Below are 25,054 nucleotides of genomic sequence, written 5' to 3'. Positions count from 1 at the left end.
AATAAAAAATACTTGATATATATTCTCATATACTGGAAGGTAATGATAATAGATGATGAACATTACATTTTTATCGCATAGCGGCTTTCTCGTGGACGACGGAAAGCGATGCTATGTATTTGATTATTATAAGGATCCGAATAATACTGTATGGCAGCTGGCGAAGCGCGGTCGTGAGCTTTGGTTTTTTGTGAGCCATATTCATCAGGATCACTTCAATCCGTCCATCACGGAGTTTGATGGACCGAATACGCGTTATATCTGTCATAAGGATGTACCTCTCGAGGGAAAGGTTAAGAAATGTATCACCATGCGTCCCGGTCAGGATGCGGCGATGGATGATGTAGGCATTCATATGTACGGCAGCACCGATGAGGGCGGATCCTTTTACGTGAAGACGAACACGGCGAATATCGACTCCGACTCTATTTTCCATGCGGGCGATTTGAACTGGTGGCATTGGCTCGGCGATACGCCGGAAAACAATGCGGATGCAAAGCGCATGGCTTGGCGTGAGTTCAAGGAGCTGGAAGGTCTTTCCGTCGACGTGGCGATGTTCCCCGTGGATAATCGCCTGGAAGCGGCTCAAGAATGGGGCGTTATCGAGTTCTTGCGCCGCGTGACGGTCAACAAAATGCTCATTCCTATGCATTTGAACGGACCTCAATGGCATCCGTCCATTTATTTTGAAGCCCTCTATCCGGAGGTGACGATTTGGCATCCGCAGAAGGATGGCGATGAATGTACAATCGCTTAAATACTGCTTTCACCGTATTATGTGTGGCGGCGAAGGTTGAGCCATCAAGAGGGACCGTTGCGTTATATAGGGAGAGTCCGTATACGTACTTTATAAAGTTAGGATCAAGTGATGATAAAAACTAAACCGATGGCGACCTTACTATTGAGCGTCATGGCGATTATATTTATAATTTCATATCCTCAACGCCATGATGCATTCTGGGCCTTTGTGATGCATGTTTCGGGGGCCGCCATGATCGGTGGGCTCGCGGACTGGTATGCGGTGACGGCTCTTTTTACGAAGCCCTTGGGGATTCCTTTTAAAACGGCTATTTTACCGCGCAGCAAGGAGCGTTTGATTCAGATCGGTCGCACCATGCTCAGTGAGGAACTGTTGCGGATTCCTCAGATGTACTATGCCATCAAGAAGGAGCGCGTCATGGTGCGCATCGTCGAATACGGTGTGAGCGAAGTGGGGCAGAACCAGATCCGCAATCTCCTGTACGGCATAGGCAATCAGGTGTTGGCGCATATGGATATCGAACCGATGCGCCAGGAAATCAACAAGGCCGTTTATAAGGGCGTGTCCAACTGGAAGGCGACGCCGCTCGTTATCTTATTCGGCCGATGCATGTTGGAACGCCATACGGCGAGCGTGTTTTGGCTCTATTTCAATCGCACCTGTCAGCGCGTTATCTCTTCGAATCAGATATACCCATACTTGTATCGTGTCATGCTGGATATCATGAAGCGATACACGAAGAATTCCTTTTTCCGCGAGCTGGCCATCGCCTTTGGCGGTCATGAGCTTTCACCGGAGCGGCTGGTAGACACGTTGCAGAAAAAGGCGGTTACATTTCTCAAGGAAAACGAGTCCATCGACTCCACCTTGGGACGCTATGTATGGGGCCAGGCCATCAGATTTTTCAATAATCTGGAGACGAACATGGAATGGCAGGCTTTCATCGAAGAACATAAGGACCAGTGGGTGCGCATGATTCTCGAGGAATGGGAGGAAAAGCTCATCGACGGTGACACGTTGGACTGGCATCGCCTCATGGACATGGTGCTGGAACGATTTAACATCCTCTGTACGGAAATCCTCCTGAATCCCGATAAACAGGCGCCTTTTGAACGATTTTTCCTCCTTCGCAGCATTCCGTGGCTGCAGAAACTGCATCCTCTCATCGATCGCGTCGTAGGTCAGGAACTGTCCCGCTATTCGTCGGACGAGATTACGCATATCGTGCGCGGCAAAATGTATTACGACCTTCAGATGGTGCGTATTAACGGGGCCCTCGTCGGGGCCGTGCTGGGCGGCGTATTCTACGGCCTCACGGTATTTTTCAAGGGGGTGATAGGATGATTCATTACATCAGGTCACTCACGTTGAAACAGCGTGCTAACGGTATTTTTGCTTTAACGGCGCTCCTGTATTGCTTCGTTTTCATAGGACAATTTTTTTATGACGGTGAAAGCTGGTATCAGCCGTTGTATTGGGCGGTTCAGTCGGCGCTCATCGGCAGTGTGGCGGACTGGTTTGCGGTGACGGCGCTGTTTCGCAAGCCTCTGGGCTTTCCGTACCATACGGCGTTGATTCCGCGCAACAAGGAACGCCTCATCAATGGCGTCATTCAGCTGGTGAAAACGAAGATGCTCACGAAGGATCGATGCCTCGTTCTGGTCGGTAATATACAGTTTGTACCGCTTTTTGAGAAATTCCTTCTGTCCCCTGAGGGGCAGCGGGCGGCACGGCTCGTCATACATCAAGGGCTTCACCTGGTGTGGAAATCTCAATCTTCCGCGGAATGGGCCACATGGGGGGCGAATCGCATTCGCACGTTGTTGAGGAAACAATCCCTCGTGCCCGCCTTAAAACACGTTCTGCTCGATCTGTGTGAGCATAATCGCTATGAAAGCATGGTCGTGCAGGTTCTCGGTGTCGTTCAGGAACGTATGAATCATCCGGCGATGGTGACATGGCTCACCTCTGTTGTGGCGGAAGAGGCGCATCGTAAAAAGCGCAAGGGATTCTTTCAGGATTTCTTTATATCCGTATCGGAAGCGACGGATGTGATCAACTATAAGGAAATGGCGGAGGCCATCATTCAGGAAGTCTACGCCATGCTTGAAACATGGAAGCATCCGAACAGTCCGGAGCGGACGGCGTGGCTAAGACAATGGGTAACGCCGATTCGCAATATCGAGGACAATCGTGAGGTCTGTGCCGCCCTCGATGAAGCGTGGGAACGCTGGATTCGAGAGCAGGACTGGGAATCGATTATCGAAAATCATCTGTGCCCTTATATTGAGGAGTTGCTCCTCGTAGGGGATGAGAACGGCGAAACGCCGGCTCAGGTGCTCGTCAACATCGCGCTTGAACTGTGGAATGTATACGGCAAGTCCGAGGACTTGCGCAACCGTATTGAGCGAACCATGCATGATATCGCCCGATATGTGCTGGAGCAGGGCTATGATTTGATCGAGACCATCATCCGTCAGGTATTGGGCGGCCTCAGTACCGATAAGTTTATTTACTTTATCGAATCCAAGGTGGAAGACGATCTAAGCTGGATTCGCATTAACGGTGCCGTCGTAGGAGCCGTGGCGGGCTTGTTGACATGGATATTCCTGGAATATGTGTACACACCTCTATGGGCACAGTTAACGGGATTGTAACAGTCAGGATTATAACAATGGGTTATAACAAATGAATTATAACGATGAGACTATAACGATAAGCTTATACCGGTAGGCTCATAACACAGCAAGGGCATAATAAAATAAAAGGACAGCCGCATCGGGTGATGTCTTTCGATATTAGAGATTACATCTAATAGGAAGGGACCATTCACACGGTGGCTGTCCTTTTTGTATGAAATTATTCTTCTTCCGCCTCCGAATATGGCAGGCGGATGGTAAAGGTCGTAAACACATTCGGTGTACTCGTCGCGCTGACCGTACCGTGATGCAAGGTGATAACCTTGTTCACAAAGTACAGGCCGAGACCGATACCGTGATTTGATTTTTTATTTCTGGATTGTTCCGTCTGGTACATGCGGTTCCAGATATGCTCGATATTTTCCTTTTCGATGCCGATACCGTTGTCCGTGACTTCGATAACCAGCTCGTCGCCGACACGTCTGGCGGAAATATCGATTTTTGATTTGGTGAACTTCATCGCATTATCCACCAGATTGGCGATAGCACGTCGCAAAGACACTTCGTGAGCCGTTATGTGTAAGCCCGGTTCGATGCGTGACGTAATGGTAATATGTCTTTCACTGGATAATCGCGTATAATCGTGAACCATATTCGTCAGCATCTGCGATACGTCGAGCGGTGCCACATTGAGATCGTGAGCCTTCTCCAGGCGTGCTACATCCAATAGCTGGGATACGAGGCTTGACATGAATTTCGCCTGCTCCTGAATATGAGTGAGTCCTTCGCGCAGGTCGTCTTCGGACCGAGCGTATTTTAAGGCGTACTCACTTTCCGCCTGAATGACGGAAATCGGTGTGCGCAATTCATGAGAAACGTCCGAACTGAACTGCTTTTCGCGGTTGGATGAGTCCTCCAAGCCTGAAATCATGCGGTTAAATGTGACCGTCAGTTCATAAATTTCATCCCGTGCCGTTCGCGCCGGAATATCGATGCGTCGGCTCAAGTCGTTGTTCTTGCCGATGAACTTCGCCGTTCTCGTCAAGGTTCGGATCGGTTTGAGACCTTTTTTGATAAAAAGGTAGCCCCCCAGTGATGAAATGAGTAAGAATATTACATTACCCAACAAGAGGCTGTACAATAGATTTTCTGTTTTTTTCGACGCCGTCTTTACCTTTGTAGCGGCTCTGAGAATCCCCCGGTAATTCGGTTCATTCACAGGTGTATCGTAATAATAGAATGTATCTTCACCGGCCTGAATTTCACCTACCTGCCCCAAGGAAAGCACTGTCTGATTAGGAAATCCATCAGGCAACGCCCCTTTGATGATATACTCGTCCTGCGTGGATACGAAGAAGAATGTATTATCCTGATACGGTTTGAACTTGCGAATATCCGTAGCCATGATCATGGCTTGCTGCTGCAGGCGTTCCCGTACCTCTTTGTTATCCGATTCGTGAGTATATGTATAAATCCATGCGGATGCGACCATCAAAATGATGAGCAGGAAGATGGTGTACCAAGACATGATTTTGAATGTAAGGGGGAGGCGGTTGAATAAATCAGTGGCCGCCCCCGATATGGTATCCAAGTCTCGGTGAGGATCATTAGTTTTCTGTTTTGAGGACATACCCTACTCCGCGAACTGTCTGAATAAGTTTTACATTTTCATCAGTATCGACTTTTTTGCGCAAATCTTTAATATATACGTCGATTAGATTAGAATGGCTTTCATAATCGTATTCCCATACATGGTCGAGAATTTGTTGACGGGATAATACGATGTTTTCATTACTTGCTAAATAGAACAAGAGGTCGAATTCCTTCGCCGTCAATGAAATCGTTTCGCCGTCGCGTTTTACCGTACGTTGAGGTACATTGATCGTCAACGGACCTACGTGGATGTCATTTTGTGCGTGGCGCGCATTGCGTCGAGCCAAAGCGTAAATACGGGCAGTCAATTCCTCGAGATCGAACGGTTTTACAAGGTAGTCGTCCGCACCCGTGTTGAGGCCGGTTACCTTATCCTGCAAGGAGTCTTTTGCCGTAAGCAATAATACAGGTGTCGTATTGCCGTCGTTGCGGATCTGCGCCAATGCGCTGACACCGTCAAGAACCGGCATCATAATATCCATAACGATTACGTCATAACTGGATGTATTTACATAATCAATAGCTTGTTGACCGTTGAAGCACGTATCAACCGTCATATTTTCTGCGCGTAAATATTTGGCTGTAATACCATTTAGCATTTCTTCGTCTTCTACAAGTAAAATTTTCATTCTCAGTTCTCCTTATGTATGATAAAAAAATATAGCTCTCTTAGCTCTCAGACTACATTGATATAGTTGTTATATATGTGCTTTCTTATAAAAGAAGCGACTTATATAAGGCCCTATATATAATATTATATAATTTATTTATCTATAATCATACCTTATACAATAGGAATGAGCAAAACATGAACGAAATAGCGAGGTTATGAGGCTTTTCTTCATATGAAAGTCGCCGAAATGAGCGGAACCCATGAATCTTAATGAATTCTACTAATGAATGACGAGGAAACTATATCGAAGATTGCCGTATGTGCATAGTTAGACCTGTTTTTTCAGATTTTCGGGGTTGTGAAGAAAATCACAAGAAAAACTTATGATAATAATTATCATAGAAATAATCGTTATTTATAATTGGCTTTTTTGGTGTACTTTTACGGGCTAAATTCGAGGCATTTTTAGTAGGAATTTAAGAGGTCTGTTTCGATTTATAATTATGGAACATGTTATGAATGTTGATTTTATGGGGATAGCTTTCATTGGTTAGAAAATTACAATACAGAGAAATTTCGGAACCGAACTACTTTCGTATTATCCTAAAGTTTGAATAAAAAATATTCATTTAAATAAATTGATTATCTTTAAACTGCTTGAAGAAACAGTAATTGATATAAGTTATCAATTAAATTCATCAAAATTAATTATGCATAATAGGGTTTAGACATGGCCTAAAATGCTCTCTATAATTAAAGACAAAGCTATAAGAAAAATCGCGTAAGTATGGGGTTTTTCTTGCAAAGAAAAATGATTAGGTTATCAAAAATTTTTATGAGCTTTATGAAATTGGGTAGTCTAACTAATTTTCTTATTAAATGGTAGTTATGAGGAGGTCATTATGGAACAGTTTGATGTTCTAGTAGTAGGTAGCGGTGGCGCTGGTATGCGTGCGGCTCTTGAAGTTGGTCGTCGCAAAGGCTTAAAAGTAGCTCTTATTACTAAAATTTTCCCAACCCGTTCGGCAACAGCAATGGCGCAAGGCGGTGTTAATGCATGTTTGAATAACGTAGCAGCTGAAGATACAGTTGAAACACATACTTTTGATACAGTAAAAGGTTCCGACTATCTTGGCGACCAGGATGCTATCGAATTCTTCTGCTCCCGCTGTCCGGAAGGCGTGCTTGAAATGGACCACATGGGCGCTCCATTCTCTCGTACAGAAGAAAATAAAATCGCGCAACGTAACTTCGGTGGTCAATCCTATCCACGTACTTGCTACTCCGCGGATAAAACAGGTCATGTTATCTTGCACACTACTTATGAACAATGCTTGAAAGAAGGCGTACACTTCTTACAGGAATGGTACCTTTTAGATCTTGTTAAAGACGCAAACGGTCACGTTGGTGGCGCTGTTGTGTGGAACATGAAAGAAGGTAAAGTAGAACAGATTAAAGCTAAAGCTATTATCTTGTCTACAGGCGGTGCCGGTCGTATTTTCTGGACTCGTACTACAAACCCGTTCCTTTCCACAGGCGACGGTATGGCGGTAGCATTCCGCGCCGGTAACGGTTTGAAAGATATGGAAATGATCCAATTCCATCCAACAGGTCTCGGTCGTACAGGTATCTTGATGTCCGAAGCGGTTCGTGGCGAAGGCGGTTACCTTCTTAACGCTGAAGGCGAACGTTTCATGAAAAAATATGCGCCTAACAAAATGGAATTGGCATCTCGTGACGTTGTAGCGAAAGCAATCGAAGATGAAATCGCTGCAGGTCGCGGTTTCGGTTCCGGCCTTAATGCATACGTAGTAGCCGATCTTCGTCACTTGGGACCTGAAGTTATCATCGAAAAACTTCATGGTATCCGCGACTTGGCTATGTGCTTCGAACATTGCGATCCATTGACTCAACCGGTACCTATTCGTCCTACATGTCACTATACAATGGGCGGTATCGACGTAGTGGATTACAAAACTTGTGCATGTGAATTGCCTGGTCTGTTCGCTTCCGGCGAAGCATCCTGTATCTCCATCCACGGTGCTAACCGCTTGGGCGGTAACTCCCTGGCTGACGGCGTAGTATTCGGTAAAGTATCCGGTGCTGGCGCAGCTGATTATGCTGAATCCCATGAACAACCAAATGTAGATGCGGAACTTGCCGCAGCTGCAAAAGCTTGGGAAGATCGTTTCACAGAAGTAACATCCCGTGAAGGCGGCCGTCCGGTTGTAGAAATCCGCGATGCATTGGCTGATGCAATGTGGAATAAAGTAGGTATCTTCCGTAATGAAGAAGGTATTACTGAAGCCTTAAAAGAAATCGAACAATTGATTGAAGATTATAAAACTTGTTATGTAGGTGACCCTGAACGTACTTACAACATGGCATTCGTAAACTATTGTGAAATCGGCTCCATGTTAACAGTAGCAAAAGCTATTGCTATGGGCGCTTTACACCGCCGTGAATCCCGTGGTGCTCATATCCGTGAAGACCATCCTAAACGTAATGATGAAAGATATTTAAAACATTCCTTGATCAAATTAGGTGCTGACGGTCAATACGAATTAACAGAACGCGACGTAGTGTTCACTAAATACGAACCACAAGAAAGGAAGTACTAAGATGAGACAAATCACCTACCATATTCACCGTTACCAACAAGGTCGCGCGTTTGTACAGACTTTCAAATTCGATTACGAACCTGACCGTACAATCCTCTGGGGCCTTCAAAAAATTAAAGATACACAGGATCCAACATTGACATTCTTGGCAGCCTGCCGTTCCGCAGTTTGCGGCGCTTGCTCCATCCGTGTAAACGGCGAAGCGATGCTCGGCTGTGAATCTAAAATCGATGAATTGACAGAACGTTATGGTACAGACGAATTGACAATCGCTCCGATCGGCAACTTCCGTGTTATCCGTGACTTGGTTGTTGACTGGGAATCCAAAGTTGATCGTTTGAAAACAGTTGCTCCTTGGATTTTCCTTAAAGCTGAATTCAACGAAGGCGACAAAATCGTTCGTCAAACTCCGGCAGACTTCAAAAAATTCGTTGCCGGTACAGAATGTATCCTTTGCGGTTGCTGCGCATCCGAATGTAACAAATTGACTGCTCGTGAAGATGATTTCTTGGAACCATATGTATTCACTAAAGCTAACCGTTTCGTATTGGACAGCCGTGATGATGCTCCTATGGCTCACATTCAACCTGCATTCGACAACGGTCTTTGGAAATGCGTTCACTGCATGAACTGTATCTCCCGTTGCCCTAAACACTTAAAACCTGCTATGGATATTTCCAACTTGCGTAAGGAAGCTACGAAAGCTGGCCTTACTAACAGCAAGGGCGTTCGCCATGCGGTTGCTTTCAAAGACGATCTCTACAAAACCGGTCGCTTGAAAGAAGTTTCTATGAGCTTGAAATCCGATGGTGTTGTTGATTCCGCTAAACAGGCATTCTATGCATTGCGCTTGTGGAAACACAGCAAAATCAATCCATTTGAACTTGTAGTACCTCAAAAACCTGTAAACGGTATTGATGGTGTTCGCAGACTTATGAAAGCAGCTGAGGAGGTAAGTAAATAATGAAATACGCATTTTTCCCTGGTTGCGTTCTTGAAAGCGCTGCCAAAGAAGACTACTTAGCAACAGTTGCTGTGGCTAAAAAATTAGGTATCGAGTTGGAAGAACTTGACGGCTGGACTTGCTGCGGCGCGTCCCACGTTCAAGATATCGCTCCGGAAGTTACACTTGCTACAAATGCTCGTAATATCGCATTGGCGGAAGAAAAAGGATTGAACCTTTTGACTGTATGTAACACTTGTACGTTGATGCTTCGTGAAGCTAAAAACGAACTTGATAACAACGAAAAAGAAAAGAACGAAGTTAACAAGAAATTGGCTCAAATCGGTAAACAATACCGCGGTACAACTGATGTAACTCACTTCTTGTGGGTATTGATCCGCGATTACGGTTTGGACAAATTGAAAGAAAAAGTTGTTAAACCGTTAACAGGTTTACGTGTAGCTGAATACTACGGCTGTCATATTCTTCGCCCTCAAACTGAATTGGGCTTCGAAGATTATCAAATGCCTACATCCTTAGCAGATTTGATTTCCGCTATCGGTGCTACACCAATCGATTTCTCCCGTAAGCTCGATTGCTGCGGTTTCCATGCTGTATATCCTGCACATGATTCCGTAATGCAGATGACCGGCTCCATCAACAAAGATGCAGCTAATGAAGGCGCAGATTGCGTTGTAACTCCTTGTCCGCTTTGCCAAATGCAACTTGATATGTTCCAAAAAGAAGCAAAAGAAGTTGTTGGCGGCGGCAAAGATATGCCAATCTTGCATATGTCCCAGCTGATCGGCCTTGCACTTGGCATTTCCCCTGCTGAAATGGGCATGCCTAAACGTCACTTGACTGATACTGCGGCAGTGACTAAATTCGTAGGTTAATTCGTTTGATTTAGACGAGGCCTCAGTTGGCTATGCTATAGTTCTAAATACAAACCTATTATCATAATTACCAGTAGAACCCCCCCGGCCCAGGCTGGGGGGTTCTACTTTTGATACATGGCGCGCTGTAAGACCGGCCCATATTCTGCGAAATGCAGGATAGAGGCGTCTGTTTTTGATAAACGAAGAGCGCTGTAGTATAATATCTATGTCGATTGTATATGTTTATTGAGCATGGACATCGTTCGGTATATGTAGTTACGATTGTTCGTGTATAATTGATAGCACTCCGTTTATGTTATAAATATGTAATATGGTTAGATGTTTATATGTGTAGTTTTTAAAATCATAAGAGCGTAATGAGAGGGTACCGAAAGGGACCGGTGCAGCGGGGGACCGGCATGAATGATATGTTATTAGATTATATAGATCGCATGATTGTCAATGAAACGGATCATCGCGTATTTCCCGTTGATTTTGACGGTAAAAAGTATTACGTAAAACAAGATATCAGCAATCATCGGTCGAGTTGGATTAAACCTGCGCCGCGTGCATCCTTTGACTATGAATTTTATAAAATATCCTTTGTGAATACGAAACTGCCGGTGGCTCCTGTGATTGCCGGATTTCGGGAACACTATTTCGTTACGGAATACAGCGGCCGCACATTGTCGTACTATAGCGAATTGACTGTTCAGCATCCTGATGATACCGATTTAAAAGAGATGGTAACACATATCTTTTATATATTCGGTAAAATCTTAGGACAGCTGCATGATTACGGTTTGTCCCACGGGCGTCCCGCCATGCGCGATATAACGTATGATCCTGCTGAGGATAAGATTACGATGCTCGACTGGGAAAACAGCCGTCGCTGGCCTGAATTGACCCCGCAAGGGTGGGATGTACTGATCTTTGTGCACAGTTATTTGCGTGAAGATAATCTGCCGATGGATTATCTCTATGCGATGATGAACGGATATAGTTCGGCATGTACGGCGCGCGATACGATTTTACATATTAAAGACATCTTTCATAAGCATGAATACCTCATTAAATTCTGCCGACTCCTCAATCCGTTCCATTTTGTGGATACCGAGGCGGCCGTAAAAGCTTATGATTTTATAATGGCGTTAAAAACTGAATAAATGGCTCTGTAGTTTATCTTTATATAAATATAGATTGTTGTCCGTATGAGCTATAGCCCGATGCATGGGTTGTAGCTTATCGTTAGATAATTATAGAGCTTTCAAGTAGACCCTTATGTCGACGTACTGTAAGGCTCCTTCGAAGGAGAACCAGTACCGAGGATAAGGGTTTTTTTATGTGTGAACGGTGCGGTTCCTTTATATTCGCCGTCCTGTTCCTGTATGTAGTCGGCATTATTTCTATATGCAGGCGGTATTATTTTTACACGTAGTCGATATTTTCCTATATGTAAGCCGATGTTATTTCCGTACTTTCACAAAAATGACGCCATACATCGCGTAGGGAATTGTCATGACAGCGATTCGAGAATGTAGGGCGGTGAAAGGAGGTGATACGATGGCTACGATTAAACGTACGAAACTGGTGTTGCGTTTTAATGTCGGTACCGAAGATATGCCGAAGTATAAGAACGTCACCTATACGCGTGTTGCCGAAGAAGCGTCCGATGACAATATGAAAATTGTCGGCGATGCATTGGCAGCCTTGTATGACCACAGCCTGTCCGATGTGGTTCGCATCAACGAAATATCCCTAGGACATTAACGTTTGGCACAGTGCATCATCGGCAATGTCGAACCTTTGATGCAGCGTGCTCAGTCCACGCATTCCCATCCTTATTAATTTGAATGACTTGCTTACGAACTATGAAAGGAGGCGCCCACATGGCGGAAAAACGCGTTGTATATCTTACGTTTTCTACGGTCGATGGTAAAAGCGCATCGATTACAATTAGCGCACCTCGCGCTGGAATTACTTTACAAGATGCTAAAACAGCGGCTAATGCGTTAGTGGCGAATAAGGTTATCCTTGGATCCCATGATGCAGTACTCGCTGCGTTTACAGCGGCTCGTGAAGTGACAACACAGATTACCGAACTCAAATAGATTGGCAGCATGCTGATCCCTGAGCAAGGGGATTGTTGTTAACATTGCATATTTCATATGTAGTATGGAGGCCCTCGCCTATGGTGAGGGCCTCTTTATTATGGTAAAATATAAGGTATACCAAATGGTTGTATGAAACTTTCAGCGAAACGATGCGCCGGAGTTAACGCATTATAGAACCCGAGACGGGTATTGATAAAGAGGTAAATTACGTGGAATATATCATTTCGTTTATGGAAACTTATGGCTATGCGGCCATGTTTATTGCAATGACCTTGGAAAACGCCAATGTACCTATTCCCAGTGAAATCGTTCTAGGTTTTGCGGGATATTTAATCGCGCAGGGGGTATTTGATCTGCATACGACGATGGTAGTCGGCATTCTGGCCGGTATCATAGGGTCTATCCTGTCGTACTGGATGGGGGAATACGGCGGACGGCCGCTGCTGTTGAAGTACGGTAAATATATATTCTTTAATGAACATAAATTTGAGCTTGCCGAAAAGATGTTCAATAAATACGGCGGTGCGGCGGTATTTTTCGGCCGTTTATTGCCCGGGGTACGCACGTTTATTTCGTTCCCGGCGGGCATGGCCCGTTATCCTTTGTGGCATTTTATCATTTGGACGGTCCTCGGTACGATTCCGTGGACGATTTTGCTCGTTTATTTGGGGAAAGTCCTCGGTGAAAACTGGAAAGATCTTATCGAATACAATCATGAGTTTTTAATTGTCATGATTGCCGTATTTGCTATTGTTGCAGCTGTCCTAGGCTACAGATACTATCGCAACCGTCGGTAAGGAGGGCCTTGTATGAAACTCTCTAGATTGACACCGGTCGTGTTCATCGTGTGGCTTGTGTTTTACATGGTGGGAAATAATATTCTGCCCGTTACCGATCCGGTGGAGTCGAATTACGCGTTGACCGCTAAGGAAATGGTTCTTTCAGGAAACTGGTTGTCACCTCAGATTTACGGGACCTATTGGTATGATAAGCCGATTATGATTTACTGGCTTATCGCGTTAGGCTTCAAGCTGTTCGATATTGCCGACTGGGTGGTGCGCTTGCCGAGCACCCTCTTCGGGGCTTTATCGGTGGCTACCATGTATCAGGCGATACGCTCGATGAGCGGCCGTTGGGTGTTGGGCCTTATTGCGGCATCCGTACTCGGTTCGTCCTTGATGTTCTGGACCGTTGCGCACGGTGTCGTCACGGATATGGTATTGCTGTATACGACGTTGATGATCATGATTTATGCATATAGAGGTCTTGTGTTGAATCGTCGAAATGCCATGATCGTGGCTTATGCATTTGCAGCGTTAGGTGTTCTCACAAAGGGGCCGGTAGCTATCGTATTGCCGGGTATCATTCTGCTTATTTACGCCGCTATATATCGCTCCGGTACGATGTTGAAACGCATCTTTGATTGGCGCGGGATTCTCGTGTTCTGTGCGATTGCCTTACCTTGGTATGCCTATATGTATTCCGTTCACGGACAGGCCTTTATCGACGGATTTTTGGGATTGCATAATGTGACGCGGGCTACCCAGTCCGAGCATCCGGAGGACAATGTATGGTGGTATTATATTGCCATCTTTTTGGGGGCTTCCTTGCCGTGGACAGGGGCCATTATTTATGGCATAATCAGCGGATATAAACAACGCCGTAAGGCGTATGTATACTGTTTGGCATGGGGCCTGGGAACGATTTTGTTCTATACGTTGATGGCCACCAAATATCCTCTGTATACATTCGTGAGCCTTGTTCCGTTCAGCGCTTTCGGTGCGATGGGCGTGATGAAAGCGGTTCGGGCCGGACGATCAAGGGTTCTTCCGTGGATCATTATAGGACCTGCCTTATTGTTGTGGCTTTCTTATGTAGCGGCATCATTCTTTGCGCCGTGGGGATTCTATTATTTATTGTATGTAGTCGTAGCTGTTTCGGTTCTGCTTGTACTGCATGCATGGTATACACATTATCGATACCGTTTGGTGAGCATTATTGTTCTCGGTACGATGGTTATTTCCTCGATCGTTCTGATGGAGGGCGTTGAGCCTTTATTCAAACAGCGCAGTTCTGTCGATGTGGTGCCTGTTGTGGATTCGTATGACGGCGATGTGTATTACTATAACGGATACAGTACGGCTGTCGTATATTATACGGGACACAAGGTTGTTAAAATCAATGGTGATGAAAGCCGTTGGGATGATCAAGGTAAATTAAAAAAACGCAGCGCTGAATGGCAGAAAAAATATCTTATGCAGCAAGTATCGGAGAAGGAGTTTATTAAAATTCTTTCCTCCGGCCAACCGCTTATGCTGATTGTGCCGAAGGGGGAAATTAAGCACTTCCGTCAGTCTTCCATCTATCCGTATGTATCGGAATACAGCGAAGCGGGAACCTCCGAAGTATATATTTTAAATAAACAGACTCTGTTTCACTGATGTTTAATTAGACTCTGTTTTGCTAAAGTTAAATTGCAGGCATCGCCTTTATGGCGGTGCCTGTTTTTGTGTGCGCCATTATGTATGCGTGAACATTCGCTTAATCGGGAATGTTTGGTAAATAACATACGATATATGGAGTATGGAGTATGAGATAAAATGTAAAATGTGAAATATGAAATCTAAAATACGAAATATAAAATATAGCATATAGTATTGAAATATGAAGTACAGTATATGATACATCAAACCCTATAATATTAACATGCATTATTGACATAAATAAAACATATTGATATAGTAGGGTATAAATAAATTTAGAGACGAAGATCGTCAGAGAAACAAGAGATTTGCAGAAAGAGGGGCTGTCATGAAGAAAACCTGGTATCTTATCATTGCTGTTGTGCTTCTCGTTATCGGAGGGGCGGCGTATGCATATCATCAGCATACGGTACCGAAGTCGGCACAGGCGTTGAAGACCGTGCGCGTTGCGTATTTACCGATTACTCATGCGCTGCCGGTATTTGCTACGAAGGAATTGGAGACAGCAGATGGTCCTGTCCATGTAGAGCTTGTTAAATACGGTTCCTGGCCGGAACTCATGGATGCGCTCAACACCGGTAAAGTAGATGCTGCAGCCGTTCTCGTTGAGCTCGGTGTAAAGGCTCGTGAACAGGGAATTGATGTGCGCGCAGCGGCATTAGGCCATACGGAAGGCAATAATATCGTTGTAAATAACGATATTAACTCTGTACAGGATTTAAAAGGCAAATTCTTTGCCATCCCTCATAAGCAATCAACTCAAAAGATTCTCGTAGACCTCATGCTTGAACGGGCAGGTCTTAGCGAGAAGGACGTACAGATAGTGGAGATGAGCCCTCCTGAAATGCCGTCCGCACTGTCGGTCGGTCAAATCGCAGGATATAGCGTGGCGGAGCCTTTCGGTTCTCTCGCCATAGAAATGGGTAAGGGAAAGGTCTTTGAAGACCCTGATCACTTGTGGCATGACAATATCTGCTGCGCCCTCGTATTCAACGGTCAATTCGTCGATGAACACCATGACTTGGCGAAGGCTTTCACAAAAGCCTATCTCGATGCAGGTAAATATTTAGATGAGCATCCGGAGGCGCAAAAGGAGATTGCCTTGAAATATATGAAATTTAAGGATCCTGTTATCGAGCGTTCCTTGCAGGTGATTGGGTTTGGAGATTTGGCCCTCACCGAGGAGCGTTATAAGGCGCTCGTGCATCACATGACCCATGTCGATTTGATTAAAAAGGTGCCGAGTTATTCGGAGTTTGTAGATACATCGCTGTTGCCATAGGGGGGTATACCATGAAGAAATACACATATGTGCCGGGCGCGTTCATCGCGGTCTGGCTGATTTGGGAGTTGGTTGTCCGCCTCGGCGGATTTAACGAAGCTTTGTTGCCGACGCCGTACAAGGTGCTGCTCGGGTTCGGAGAACTCATCGGGGACGGCGTATTATTTAAGGATATTGCGGACAGTTTGGTGCGTTTTTTTATAGGCTATATCATTTCCGTCGTAGCCGGCGTGTTCTTAGGCCTCATTTTAGGCTGGTATAAGGGTATTTGGAACTATATTAATCCCATCGTTCAGGTGATTCGCCCCATTTCACCGGTGGCATGGTTGCCGTTTATCGTACTGTTCTTCGGTATCGGTCAAGCGCCTGCCATCGTTATCATCTTTATCGCGGCGTTTTTTCCGGTTCTATTGTCCACGGTATCCGCGATTCAAAATATCGATCCCGTATACATCAAGGTGGCTCGAAATTTTGGTATCAAGCAGCCGGAGTTGTTATTTAAAATTGTATTGCCCGCCGTGTTTCCTGGTATTGCATCAGGACTTCACATCGCGCTCGGTACGGCGTGGATATTCCTGGTGACGGGGGAAATGGTAGGTTCCCAGACGGGTCTTGGCTTCCTCATCATCGATATGCGGAACAATTTGCGCAACGACCTTTTGATGGTGGCGATTCTGACGATTGGCTTTGTGGGACTTTTACTTGATTGGGGCGTGTCCCTCATCGAAAAATGGATTTATAGACGTTGGGGCATTGAGAAATAGGAGGTGGACGTATGGGTTACATTTCGGTGCGCAATGCACACAAGGAATTTATGAAAGATGGAGAACCGCTCACCATCCTTGAGAATATTAATCTGGACATTGAACAAGGTGAATTTATTTGTCTCTTAGGTCCTTCCGGGTCCGGTAAAAGTACGCTTTTAAATGTTATGGCAGGCTTTGAGCTCGTTACCTCGGGTTCTATTACCATTGATGGCGCAGAGGTGAAAGCACCCCAATTGCGGTATGTAACGGTTTTTCAGAATTACGGACTGTTACCGTGGCGAACGGTGGAAAGTAATATTGAACTGGGCCTTGAAAGCAAGAACGTATCTAAGGCAGAGCGACCTGCTATCATCGATAAATACGTGAAAATGGTGGGGCTCGATCATGCTCGGAACCGCTATCCGGCGGAGTTGTCCGGCGGTATGCAACAGCGTGTATCCATTGCGCGGGCTCTGGCGGTCGATCCGGATATTATCTTCATGGACGAGCCTCTGGGGGCCCTCGATGCGTTGACACGTATCAATTTACAGGATGAAATCTCCCGCATCTGCCGTGAAGAGGGTAAAACGGTCGTATTCGTTACGCATGACATAGAAGAGGCGGTGGTCCTTGCGGATCGCGTCGTAGTGCTCGCCGCTAATCCGGGACGGGTGCAAACCATTATCCCCGTCAATCTTATCGATAGGACGGACCGGACCTCGGCGTCCTTCGTCAATATTCGAAATCACATATTTGAACAATTCCAACTCGCCAAAGAAGACAAAATCGAGTTTTATATATAAATGTGATATTGCATATATTAGTAGCAACAGAAGTCCAACAAAAACTGTAGTTTCAAAGATAGTAGGATCGTTCATTACCATCAAGGTTGTTAAATGAGGCCTGTCGTTTTGATGGTAGAGAATCTAAAGTCGCTTTGAAATTACAGTTTTTTATATTTTGTTGCATGTGGATATTTTGAATATTAATTTCGCATCAAACTTTCAGAAATGGATGCTATTATAATATAGTAACGGCATACATTTTATGTAGTGCGTGATTATCAGATATATTATCACATATTATGATTGGATATCGTAATATATGGATTGTATTATTATGGGCTTTAGTGTATAAATACAGTATATAAAGGATTGATAATCATGATATACAGCATTATTAATTATATGGGGCGGTAGTATAAATTGGGGGAGAGCCTATGTCCTTATTTACATCAGAGGAAGAGAAAACGCTGTCTTTTGATGAATATATGACCTCGTTTGATACGAATCAGATTGCAAAAGTACAGCAGTTTATAGACTGGCTCGGTCAATATAGGGGCGAGCTTGTTCACAATCCATGGGGTGAGGTGAATCCTGACCTCGAAATTGTTCGGCCTGATTTTGATGCGGCTCAGGTGCGTCGTAGCAATTTGATGGCGTATTTGCTGCCGCGGTTGGGACGCTCCAAAATCTTTGTGGTGGCGGAGGCTGTCGGATATCAAGGAGGGCGCTTTTCGGGCATTGCCATTACCTGTGAACGCATGTTGTTGGATAAGCATAAAACGATTCGGGCGCATCAGATAACGCCTGTTACATTACAAAGGACCAGCTCTCCTGTGAGTCCTATGCTGAAACGGACCCAACAGGAACAGGGGTTCAACGAGCCTACGGATACGGTAGTATGGAGTGCTATCATCGAACAGGAAATTGATCCGTACGATGCGTTGCTGTGGAATATATTCCCCTTTCACCCTCATAAGGCGGGCGAACCGCTCACTAATCGGACGCCGACCGAGTCGGAGCAGCAGCTGGGTTGGGAATATACGAAAAGACTGTTGGCATTGCACACCGAATTAGGTGGATCGAAGCCGCTCATGCTCGCTGTCGGTCAAAAATCGGCGGACACGATGGGGCGATTCGGCCTTTCAGCCGTCGGACTTAGACATCCGGCTAACGGTGGGGCTAATTTATACCGTGAAGGTTTTGCCAAAGCTGTAGAGAGAGTTTTGAGATAGAAGGTATTACATATGAAACGATATTGTGCATCCTGCCGTCAGTATTGTGACGAGGCTGCCATGTTCTGCCCTCATTGCGGGCAGTATACGACTGCGGTGGAGGTTGAGAGAATCGCACCGGAAGGGGATATTATCTATCCGCTGGCGCATTATCAGTTGAGTTACAAGGATACATTTCTCTATGTGGTGGGCCGCAAATTTATGAATTCAGATGGCCGTGCGTCCAGAGGGGAATTTTTGCGGTTCTTTTTGATGTGGATTTTAGTTATCGCTGGAATTCTGGCCCTTTCTTATGGGCTTACGGTGGTGCTTCATACGGGTATTTATTTAATCCTGTTGGCATGGATGTTACTGACAATCATCGGTCTTGTCTCGCTGATTCCGTTGGGCTCTCTATGCATCCGTCGCCTTCATGATACCGGTAAAAGCAGTGATCATCTGTTTTTAATCTTAATTCCTTTCATCGGACCGATTATTCTATTTGTTCTACTGTGTAAGAAAGGCGGACCGAAGGCTAATCAATATGGTGAGGCGTTGAGGAACATCACTATCGACAAACGGTTGAGCTCTATTATGAAAGTATCGCCTACGAGCAGCGCTTTCACTACTCGAATTCTCGTTACATTGCTGGTGAGTGCTATCTGCGTATGCAGTGTTTCGGCTCGTTATATGGGACCGGAAAATGAACTAGATCCGGGCGGATGGTTTACGAATATCATCGTCGGTCAAGGTGGTGATGAAGCTGCACGGGATGTGGTACACGATTATTTTGACGCAGTCAATGAAAAGAACTATGATAAGGCCTTCACCTATGTTATCAATCAGGCTAAGACGAATCCCGTAGAAAAGCAAAAATGGATGGAGTCTATGAAGTCGGCGCCGAAGGTGGTTGTCGGGTCCTTAGGCACGAGTCGTATCAGTCGTATAAACGGCATGAAACGCATCATTTACGAAGCGGATCTGCAAGTCACTAAACCCGGAAACGGCGCGGTTGAGGCTGCGCACATGACACGCTATATATCTCTCATCGAAGAAAATGGCGAATGGCATATTGAAGGGTTTTATAAAAGCATGCCGGATCATGCCGGATGAAGAATAATAAAATAGTTAGGGCGGTTCGGTCTGAACCGCTCTTTTTAATATTTGTTTAATTTTGGGCGAAATGAGAGGAGAACTCTTTTGTTTATGTTGTTTTTATGTTATAATGAGCACAACGTGTGAAAGCGAGGCTTTCATCAAAACGATCGGACTATATTGCACTGCATATTGGATAGGAACGAAACCATGAGCCCTTTGCGGCATGACGTATCCGACAGTGCACTATACTCATTTGCTGCGGCAGATGGCACACAAACTAGGAACGGCAAAATTGGATAGCGCAATTTTTGTGCACATTTGACGAGACGCTAGTATAATAGCGCCTTTTTATTTGTGTGGCATTTCCTCGTGGCATAGATCAATTCAAGTGATAGGTGAGAAGAACTATGTTAAACAAACTAATGAACAAAATTTTAGGAGGAACTGTGAATACAACAGAAAATCAGGTTGCTGCACAAGTGACTGCAGAACCAGTTGCGCATACGGCACCGGCTACGGGTGAACAAAAACAACCGCGTCGCCGCACTACTACACGTCGTCCGGCCGGTGAAGGTCGCACGAATCATGACGGTGAGAATACAAGCCGTCCACGCCGTAATGCAAATAATCGTACGAACACCAATGGCGGCACCGCTGCGACTCGTCGTACAAATACGCGTCGTAATGCTGAATCCGATGAAGGTACGGAACGTAAACCGCGTCAAACTCGTGCTCCGCGCGGCGAACATGGTGAAAATACGCGCAATACGCGCACTAATCGCACGAGAAACGGTCAAAATCAGAACCGTTCCGAGCGGACGAATCGCTCTACAAATCGCAACAGTCACCATGATCAAGGTGAACAGGTTGAACTAATCGGCCGTACACCAAATGGCGCGAACAAGGGAAAATTCCAGATTATCCCGCTTGGCGGCCTTGGTGAAATCGGTAAAAATATGACCGTGTTCCAATATGAGGACGAAATTATCGTTCTTGACTCCGGTCTTGCGTTCCCTAGCGAAGACATGCTTGGCGTAGATATTGTTATTCCTGACATGAGCTATATCATCGAGAATAAGGATCGCGTGAAGGCCGTCGTTATTACGCATGGGCACGAGGACCATATCGGCTCCCTGGCATACCTTATGAAGGAAATCAGCTGCCCTGTATATGCGACAAATCTCGTTTGCGGTTTAATCGAAGGCAAGTTTAAAGAGCATAAGGTATCTCCGAAATGTCTCCGCACGATTGCGGCCGGCGATGAGGTTCAGATTGGTCAGGTGAAAGTCGGTTTTATCCAAACCAATCACTCCATCCCTGATTCCTGCGCTGTATATTTTGATACGCCGATCGGGACGGTCCTTCATACAGGGGACTTTAAAATCGACCAGACTCCGGTTGACGGACGGTTGATGGATATGCACAAGTTCGCTGAACTCGGCAATAAAGGCGTACTAGCTTTGTTATCGGACTCTACAAACGTAGAAAAACCGGGTACTACCGGTTCTGAAAGTTCCGTAGGACCTGCGATTAAACAGGCCGTCGGTGAAGCGAAGGGTCGTGTCGTATTGGCGACTTTCGCATCCAACGTATCCCGTATTCAACAAGCCATCGATGCAGCCGTTTTCTACAAACGTAAGGTTGTAATTATGGGCCGCAGCATGGTGAACGTAACGGAAATTGCACAAGAACGCGGTTACTTGAATGTACCGCCAAATACGATTATCGATGTAGATGTAATGCACAATTACACGGATGATCAAATCATGATTTTGACTACCGGTTCTCAAGGTGAACCGATGGCCGGCTTGTCCCGTATGGCGACAAGCAATCACCGTACCGTAGAACTGGCGCCGAATGATACCGTTATCATCTCCGCTACGCCGATTCCCGGTAATGAAGGTGCTGTAGGCAGAACGATTGATAACTTGCTCCGTTTGGGCTGTAATGTGGTATACGGTAAAGACCGCGGTATTCATGTATCCGGTCATGCGAGTCAGGAAGAACTCAAAACGATGCTCAACCTGGTCCGTCCGGAATACTTTATTCCGGTTCATGGCGAATACCGCATGTTGCGCCGCCATGGTGAACTCGGTGTGGCTATGGGCGTAGACCCTAAAAAGGTTCTCATCGGCGACAACGGTCAGATTTTTGAATTTGATAAAAATGGTGGCCGTAAGGGTGGCCGCGTACAAGCCGGTGCTATCTTCGTTGATGGCCTTGGCGTTGGCGATGTGGGGAATATCGTTATCCGCGACCGTCAACAATTGGCTCAGGAAGGCATGGTTATCGTAGTTATGGCTATGGATAAAGCATCGGGTACCATCGTAGCCGGTCCGGACCTCGTGTCTCGCGGCTTCGTATACGTACGTGATGCGGAAGAACTCATGCTTGCGGCGGAACGTCGCGTCGACCAGGTTCTTGAAGACTGCGAATTACAGCGCATCAAAGACTGGACAACCATTAAACAAAACGTGCGCGATGCATTGGGTAAATTTTTCTATGATAAGACCCGTCGTCGTCCTATGATCTTGCCGATTATTCAAGATGTATAGATATAATTAAGACAAGCAGTTGTTAAAATATTTATTTAACAACTGCTTGTTTTTCATTGGTATATGATTGTAAAATTAATGTAATCAAAGTAGGAGTTTTGCAATAGGTAGCGAATATTATTTAGTAGAAGAGTAATAAGGGATAAAGGGAGGTGATGGTATGTCCGGACGGTTCCCGGTGAGTGAAGCTATTTTAAACTGGTTACCTAAATACAGTGGTAAAGGTTATGAAGCTTTTTATAAGCGATTTCCAAAGTATGGAGAGTGGATTGCAGGCCGTGTGCATCCGACGATTTGTCAAATACAGGCATTAGCTACTTTTTCCAATGTACCGTTAGGATATATTTATTTAAAGAATCCTCCACAGTTATCGGATAAAGAGATTACTGATTTTAGAAGGCTGAATGGTGAAATCGCTGACAGGGCATATAGTCCTGAGTTAAGAGATACTATTTATGATATGCAGATTCGCCAAGATTGGTTGAGTCAATATCGAAAGCTTAGTTTAGGAATAGATGCGTTACCTTATGTAGAGGGCTTTTCTAAACGCATGGATAGCAGAGATCTTGTGCATCAAGCTTATTCGTTATTGGATGTAGAGGCTGGTTGGCAAATAGGTGTAGCGGATCTGATAGCACTTCTGAGCCATATTGTAACAGCTTTGCAGGTGAATTTCTTGTGCCGGAATCCCGATTTATTCCTTTGTGGAATGAATATTCGGAGGATTATGAAACCATAGCTAAGCGCTTTAAGGTGAGTGAGTATGTTATCTGTCGGATAGCATTAGAGCATGGATATATTACTCGAATTCAATATAATAATCTAGTGGAATGTTTTAATCAGCGATTACAAAGCTTACCTGAACGAGAGACAAGAGATGGTGGAAATTTTTATGTCACTGCTCATGCTCGGTTGGGTGAAAGTTTTATCGTACTGTTGTCAAAGATGCTCGGGCAGGCGAATTAGCGTATCGAGATGCGTATGAGTTGTTAGGCTTACGTGGTAGTACTTTTACAAAATATGTGAATGAATATAGTTTTTAGGAGAGAAAACTATATATGTTCTTGATAGTAATACCTTTATAGATGCAAAGAACCGCTATTATGGGTTTGATATTGTTCCATCGTTCTGGAATGAGCTGATATCTCACAGTAGAGGTAATATTTTAACTATTGATCATATTAAAAATGAAATTATGAGCGGTAATGATGAGTTATCTACTTGGTTTGACACTCATTATTTGACATTTACTGAAGCGACAAATGATGTTGAGATACAAAATACATATGCAGATATAGCTGAATATGTGATGTTAAATCAACAATATAAGGATGCTGAAAAACATCGCTTTTTGGCTAAAGCGGATCCTTGGCTTATAGCTTATGCGAGTGTCCGCAGAGGCGTGGTCGTAACCCACGAAATTCTAGCGGGACCAAGGACTACAAAGGTCAAAATACCGGATATATGCGAGCATTTTGATGTTTCATATGTGAATGTATTTGAAATGATGCGTTAACTACATATGGTAATATGAGATGAGGAGCTACTTTAGGTAGCTCCCTATTTTATGTTATCTGTGTGTGCTGCCAGTACTATAAATAGCACTACTATCGCAATTATCTACCATATGGGGTATTTGAAGTTGCCCTTTCAAACTGTTATAATTAAAAGATACCAGTTAATATATCTTCTTATGTAAGAATGGTGATTTATGAATCAAAGAAATACAAGAGCGATGGTGGAAACCGCATTCGTATCGACCATCGTCGTTATGTTGACGGTAATCGGCGCAGTTGTTCCTTTTATGTTATTCTTGGCCACTATTGTGGCACCTGCTGGCATTTCGGTTACGGGGATTCGCTGGGGCAGCCGTTACAGCTGTATTGCTTCTGTACTGGCATTTATGATGGTAGCCCTTTTTCTAGGAGTGCCGATAGCAGCTAATACGGTTTTAATATATTCGTTGCCGAGTATATTTTTAGGGGAAGCATTTAGGTCGAACTGGTCTTTTAGAAAGTTGATTATCGTACCTGCGCTAGCCCTTTTTCTTATGTTGTTTGTACAGATGTTGATGGTTCAGGGATTTGGGTCCTTTGATCTTGTTAATTTAGGTCAGAATATGAACGCTGAGCTAAAGAATTCTATGCTTGAGGCTGTACGTCAACAGGCGGCCCCACAGGAACAAATCGATACGATGGTTGCGCAAGTCAATAGAACTTTTGCAATGGCTGACCAGGTTATGATAGTTATTGTGTTTTGGGGCTGTGTACTGATGACATATATTTTGGCAAAGCTTGTCTCTTATATCGCCCGGCGTACCGATACGCTTCACCGTGTGTTGCCGCCCATGGATACATGGCGTATGCCGATATGGGGGGCCGGTGTTTTAGCGATCGGTATTATCCTCGTTTATGGGTTGTCATATATAGGCTATGAACAGACTGTACTTAAAGATGTTGGAATGAATTTGGGGCTATTCGGTGCGGCTATTTGTTTTGTCAATGGGGTTACCTGTTTAATAGCGATTATGAAAGCTTATGAGTTAGGGAATTTTTTCCAGTTCGCTATTATATTTTTTTTATATGTAATGAGTCCTTATTCACTCGTAATATATGGTATTTTTGATATGTTTTTAGATATGCGTTCGCGCTTTAACAAGCGCCTACCATAATA

At 44.8% G+C, this 25,054-nt stretch carries 23 protein-coding genes; 21 read left to right on the top strand and 2 right to left on the bottom strand.

Annotated features, from left to right (window positions below):
- Positions 1-52 precede the first annotated feature (52 nt).
- The 3 genes from CKV62_RS08865 (at position 53) to CKV62_RS08855 (ending at position 3,417) form a co-directional block, all read left to right on the top strand.
- On the top strand, positions 53-757 hold the full coding sequence (locus CKV62_RS08865) for an MBL fold metallo-hydrolase (RefSeq protein ID WP_095066583.1): 705 nt from the start codon (positions 53-55) through the stop codon (positions 755-757).
- Positions 758-868: 111 nt separating this feature from the next.
- The gene (locus CKV62_RS08860) at positions 869-2,104 is read left to right on the top strand and encodes a DUF445 family protein (protein WP_095066582.1); all 1,236 of its coding nucleotides are present in this window, start codon (positions 869-871) and stop codon (positions 2,102-2,104) included.
- Positions 2,101-3,417, top strand: a complete 1,317-nt coding sequence (locus CKV62_RS08855; RefSeq protein ID WP_095066581.1) for a DUF445 domain-containing protein — start codon at positions 2,101-2,103, stop codon at positions 3,415-3,417. Before CKV62_RS08860 ends, CKV62_RS08855 begins: the two co-directional genes overlap by 4 nt.
- Positions 3,418-3,619: 202 nt before the next feature.
- On the opposite strand, the gene CKV62_RS08850 is transcribed toward CKV62_RS08855, so the two are convergent.
- Together CKV62_RS08850 and CKV62_RS08845 are read right to left on the bottom strand one after the other, a co-directional pair.
- Positions 3,620-5,029, bottom strand: a complete 1,410-nt coding sequence (locus tag CKV62_RS08850; protein ID WP_095066580.1) for a sensor histidine kinase — start codon at positions 5,027-5,029, stop codon at positions 3,620-3,622.
- Complete coding sequence (locus tag CKV62_RS08845) at positions 5,007-5,681, bottom strand: response regulator transcription factor (protein WP_095066579.1); 675 nt, start codon at positions 5,679-5,681, stop codon at positions 5,007-5,009. The genes CKV62_RS08850 and CKV62_RS08845 overlap by 23 nt, the downstream gene beginning before the upstream one ends.
- A gap of 886 nt (positions 5,682-6,567) precedes the next feature.
- Between CKV62_RS08845 and CKV62_RS08840 the strand changes: the two genes are divergently transcribed.
- From CKV62_RS08840 to CKV62_RS08760, 18 genes are all read left to right on the top strand, one after another.
- Positions 6,568-8,286, top strand: a complete 1,719-nt coding sequence (locus CKV62_RS08840; protein WP_038117389.1) for an FAD-binding protein — start codon at positions 6,568-6,570, stop codon at positions 8,284-8,286.
- Between the two features lies 1 nt (position 8,287).
- Positions 8,288-9,250, top strand: coding sequence for a succinate dehydrogenase/fumarate reductase iron-sulfur subunit (locus CKV62_RS08835; protein WP_095066578.1), 963 nt, complete (start codon positions 8,288-8,290; stop codon positions 9,248-9,250).
- Complete coding sequence (locus CKV62_RS08830) at positions 9,250-10,125, top strand: CoB--CoM heterodisulfide reductase iron-sulfur subunit B family protein (RefSeq protein ID WP_038117385.1); 876 nt, start codon at positions 9,250-9,252, stop codon at positions 10,123-10,125. Before CKV62_RS08835 ends, CKV62_RS08830 begins: the two co-directional genes overlap by 1 nt.
- A 401-nt stretch (positions 10,126-10,526) precedes the next feature.
- The gene (locus tag CKV62_RS08825) at positions 10,527-11,273 is read left to right on the top strand and encodes a BUD32 family EKC/KEOPS complex subunit (RefSeq protein ID WP_095066577.1); all 747 of its coding nucleotides are present in this window, start codon (positions 10,527-10,529) and stop codon (positions 11,271-11,273) included.
- Positions 11,274-11,670: 397 nt separating this feature from the next.
- The gene (locus CKV62_RS08820; protein ID WP_038117382.1) at positions 11,671-11,877 is read left to right on the top strand and encodes a DUF1659 domain-containing protein; all 207 of its coding nucleotides are present in this window, start codon (positions 11,671-11,673) and stop codon (positions 11,875-11,877) included.
- Positions 11,878-11,996: 119 nt separating this feature from the next.
- Positions 11,997-12,218 (top strand): DUF2922 domain-containing protein, encoded by a 222-nt coding sequence (locus tag CKV62_RS08815; RefSeq protein WP_038117381.1) that lies wholly within the window; start codon positions 11,997-11,999, stop codon positions 12,216-12,218.
- A gap of 212 nt (positions 12,219-12,430) precedes the next feature.
- On the top strand, positions 12,431-13,018 hold the full coding sequence (locus CKV62_RS08810; RefSeq protein WP_095066576.1) for a DedA family protein: 588 nt from the start codon (positions 12,431-12,433) through the stop codon (positions 13,016-13,018).
- A gap of 12 nt (positions 13,019-13,030) precedes the next feature.
- A complete protein-coding gene (locus tag CKV62_RS08805; RefSeq protein WP_095066575.1) occupies positions 13,031-14,662 on the top strand; it encodes an ArnT family glycosyltransferase in 1,632 nt (543 codons plus the stop codon).
- A gap of 370 nt (positions 14,663-15,032) precedes the next feature.
- A complete protein-coding gene (locus CKV62_RS08800; RefSeq protein WP_095066574.1) occupies positions 15,033-15,986 on the top strand; it encodes an ABC transporter substrate-binding protein in 954 nt (317 codons plus the stop codon).
- 11 nt (positions 15,987-15,997) lie between these two features.
- Positions 15,998-16,750, top strand: a complete 753-nt coding sequence (locus tag CKV62_RS08795) for an ABC transporter permease (RefSeq protein WP_095066573.1) — start codon at positions 15,998-16,000, stop codon at positions 16,748-16,750.
- Positions 16,751-16,761: 11 nt separating this feature from the next.
- Complete coding sequence (locus tag CKV62_RS08790) at positions 16,762-17,535, top strand: ABC transporter ATP-binding protein (protein ID WP_095066572.1); 774 nt, start codon at positions 16,762-16,764, stop codon at positions 17,533-17,535.
- 416 nt (positions 17,536-17,951) lie between these two features.
- On the top strand, positions 17,952-18,749 hold the full coding sequence (locus tag CKV62_RS08785) for a uracil-DNA glycosylase (RefSeq protein ID WP_095066571.1): 798 nt from the start codon (positions 17,952-17,954) through the stop codon (positions 18,747-18,749).
- Between the two features lie 12 nt (positions 18,750-18,761).
- Positions 18,762-19,841: a DUF805 domain-containing protein gene (locus CKV62_RS08780; protein ID WP_095066570.1), complete on the top strand. Its 1,080-nt coding sequence runs from the start codon at positions 18,762-18,764 to the stop codon at positions 19,839-19,841.
- A 392-nt stretch (positions 19,842-20,233) separates the two neighbouring features.
- A complete protein-coding gene (locus CKV62_RS08775) occupies positions 20,234-22,381 on the top strand; it encodes a ribonuclease J (protein ID WP_095066569.1) in 2,148 nt (715 codons plus the stop codon).
- Between the two features lie 160 nt (positions 22,382-22,541).
- The gene (locus CKV62_RS09605; RefSeq protein ID WP_231968324.1) at positions 22,542-23,120 is read left to right on the top strand and encodes a hypothetical protein; all 579 of its coding nucleotides are present in this window, start codon (positions 22,542-22,544) and stop codon (positions 23,118-23,120) included.
- Complete coding sequence (locus tag CKV62_RS09670; RefSeq protein WP_422821975.1) at positions 23,060-23,347, top strand: ImmA/IrrE family metallo-endopeptidase; 288 nt, start codon at positions 23,060-23,062, stop codon at positions 23,345-23,347. Before CKV62_RS09605 ends, CKV62_RS09670 begins: the two co-directional genes overlap by 61 nt.
- An 88-nt stretch (positions 23,348-23,435) precedes the next feature.
- Positions 23,436-23,897, top strand: coding sequence for a DUF4411 family protein (locus tag CKV62_RS08765; protein ID WP_095066567.1), 462 nt, complete (start codon positions 23,436-23,438; stop codon positions 23,895-23,897).
- Between the two features lie 195 nt (positions 23,898-24,092).
- Positions 24,093-25,052 (top strand): DUF2232 domain-containing protein, encoded by a 960-nt coding sequence (locus CKV62_RS08760; protein WP_095066566.1) that lies wholly within the window; start codon positions 24,093-24,095, stop codon positions 25,050-25,052.
- Positions 25,053-25,054 lie beyond the last annotated feature (2 nt).

The sequence above is a fragment of the Veillonella rodentium genome (genome assembly GCF_900187285.1).
Lineage (GTDB): Bacteria > Bacillota > Negativicutes > Veillonellales > Veillonellaceae > Veillonella > Veillonella rodentium.
Note: the sequence above shows the minus strand (reverse complement) of the source record. Positions and strands in the feature narration are given on the sequence as shown.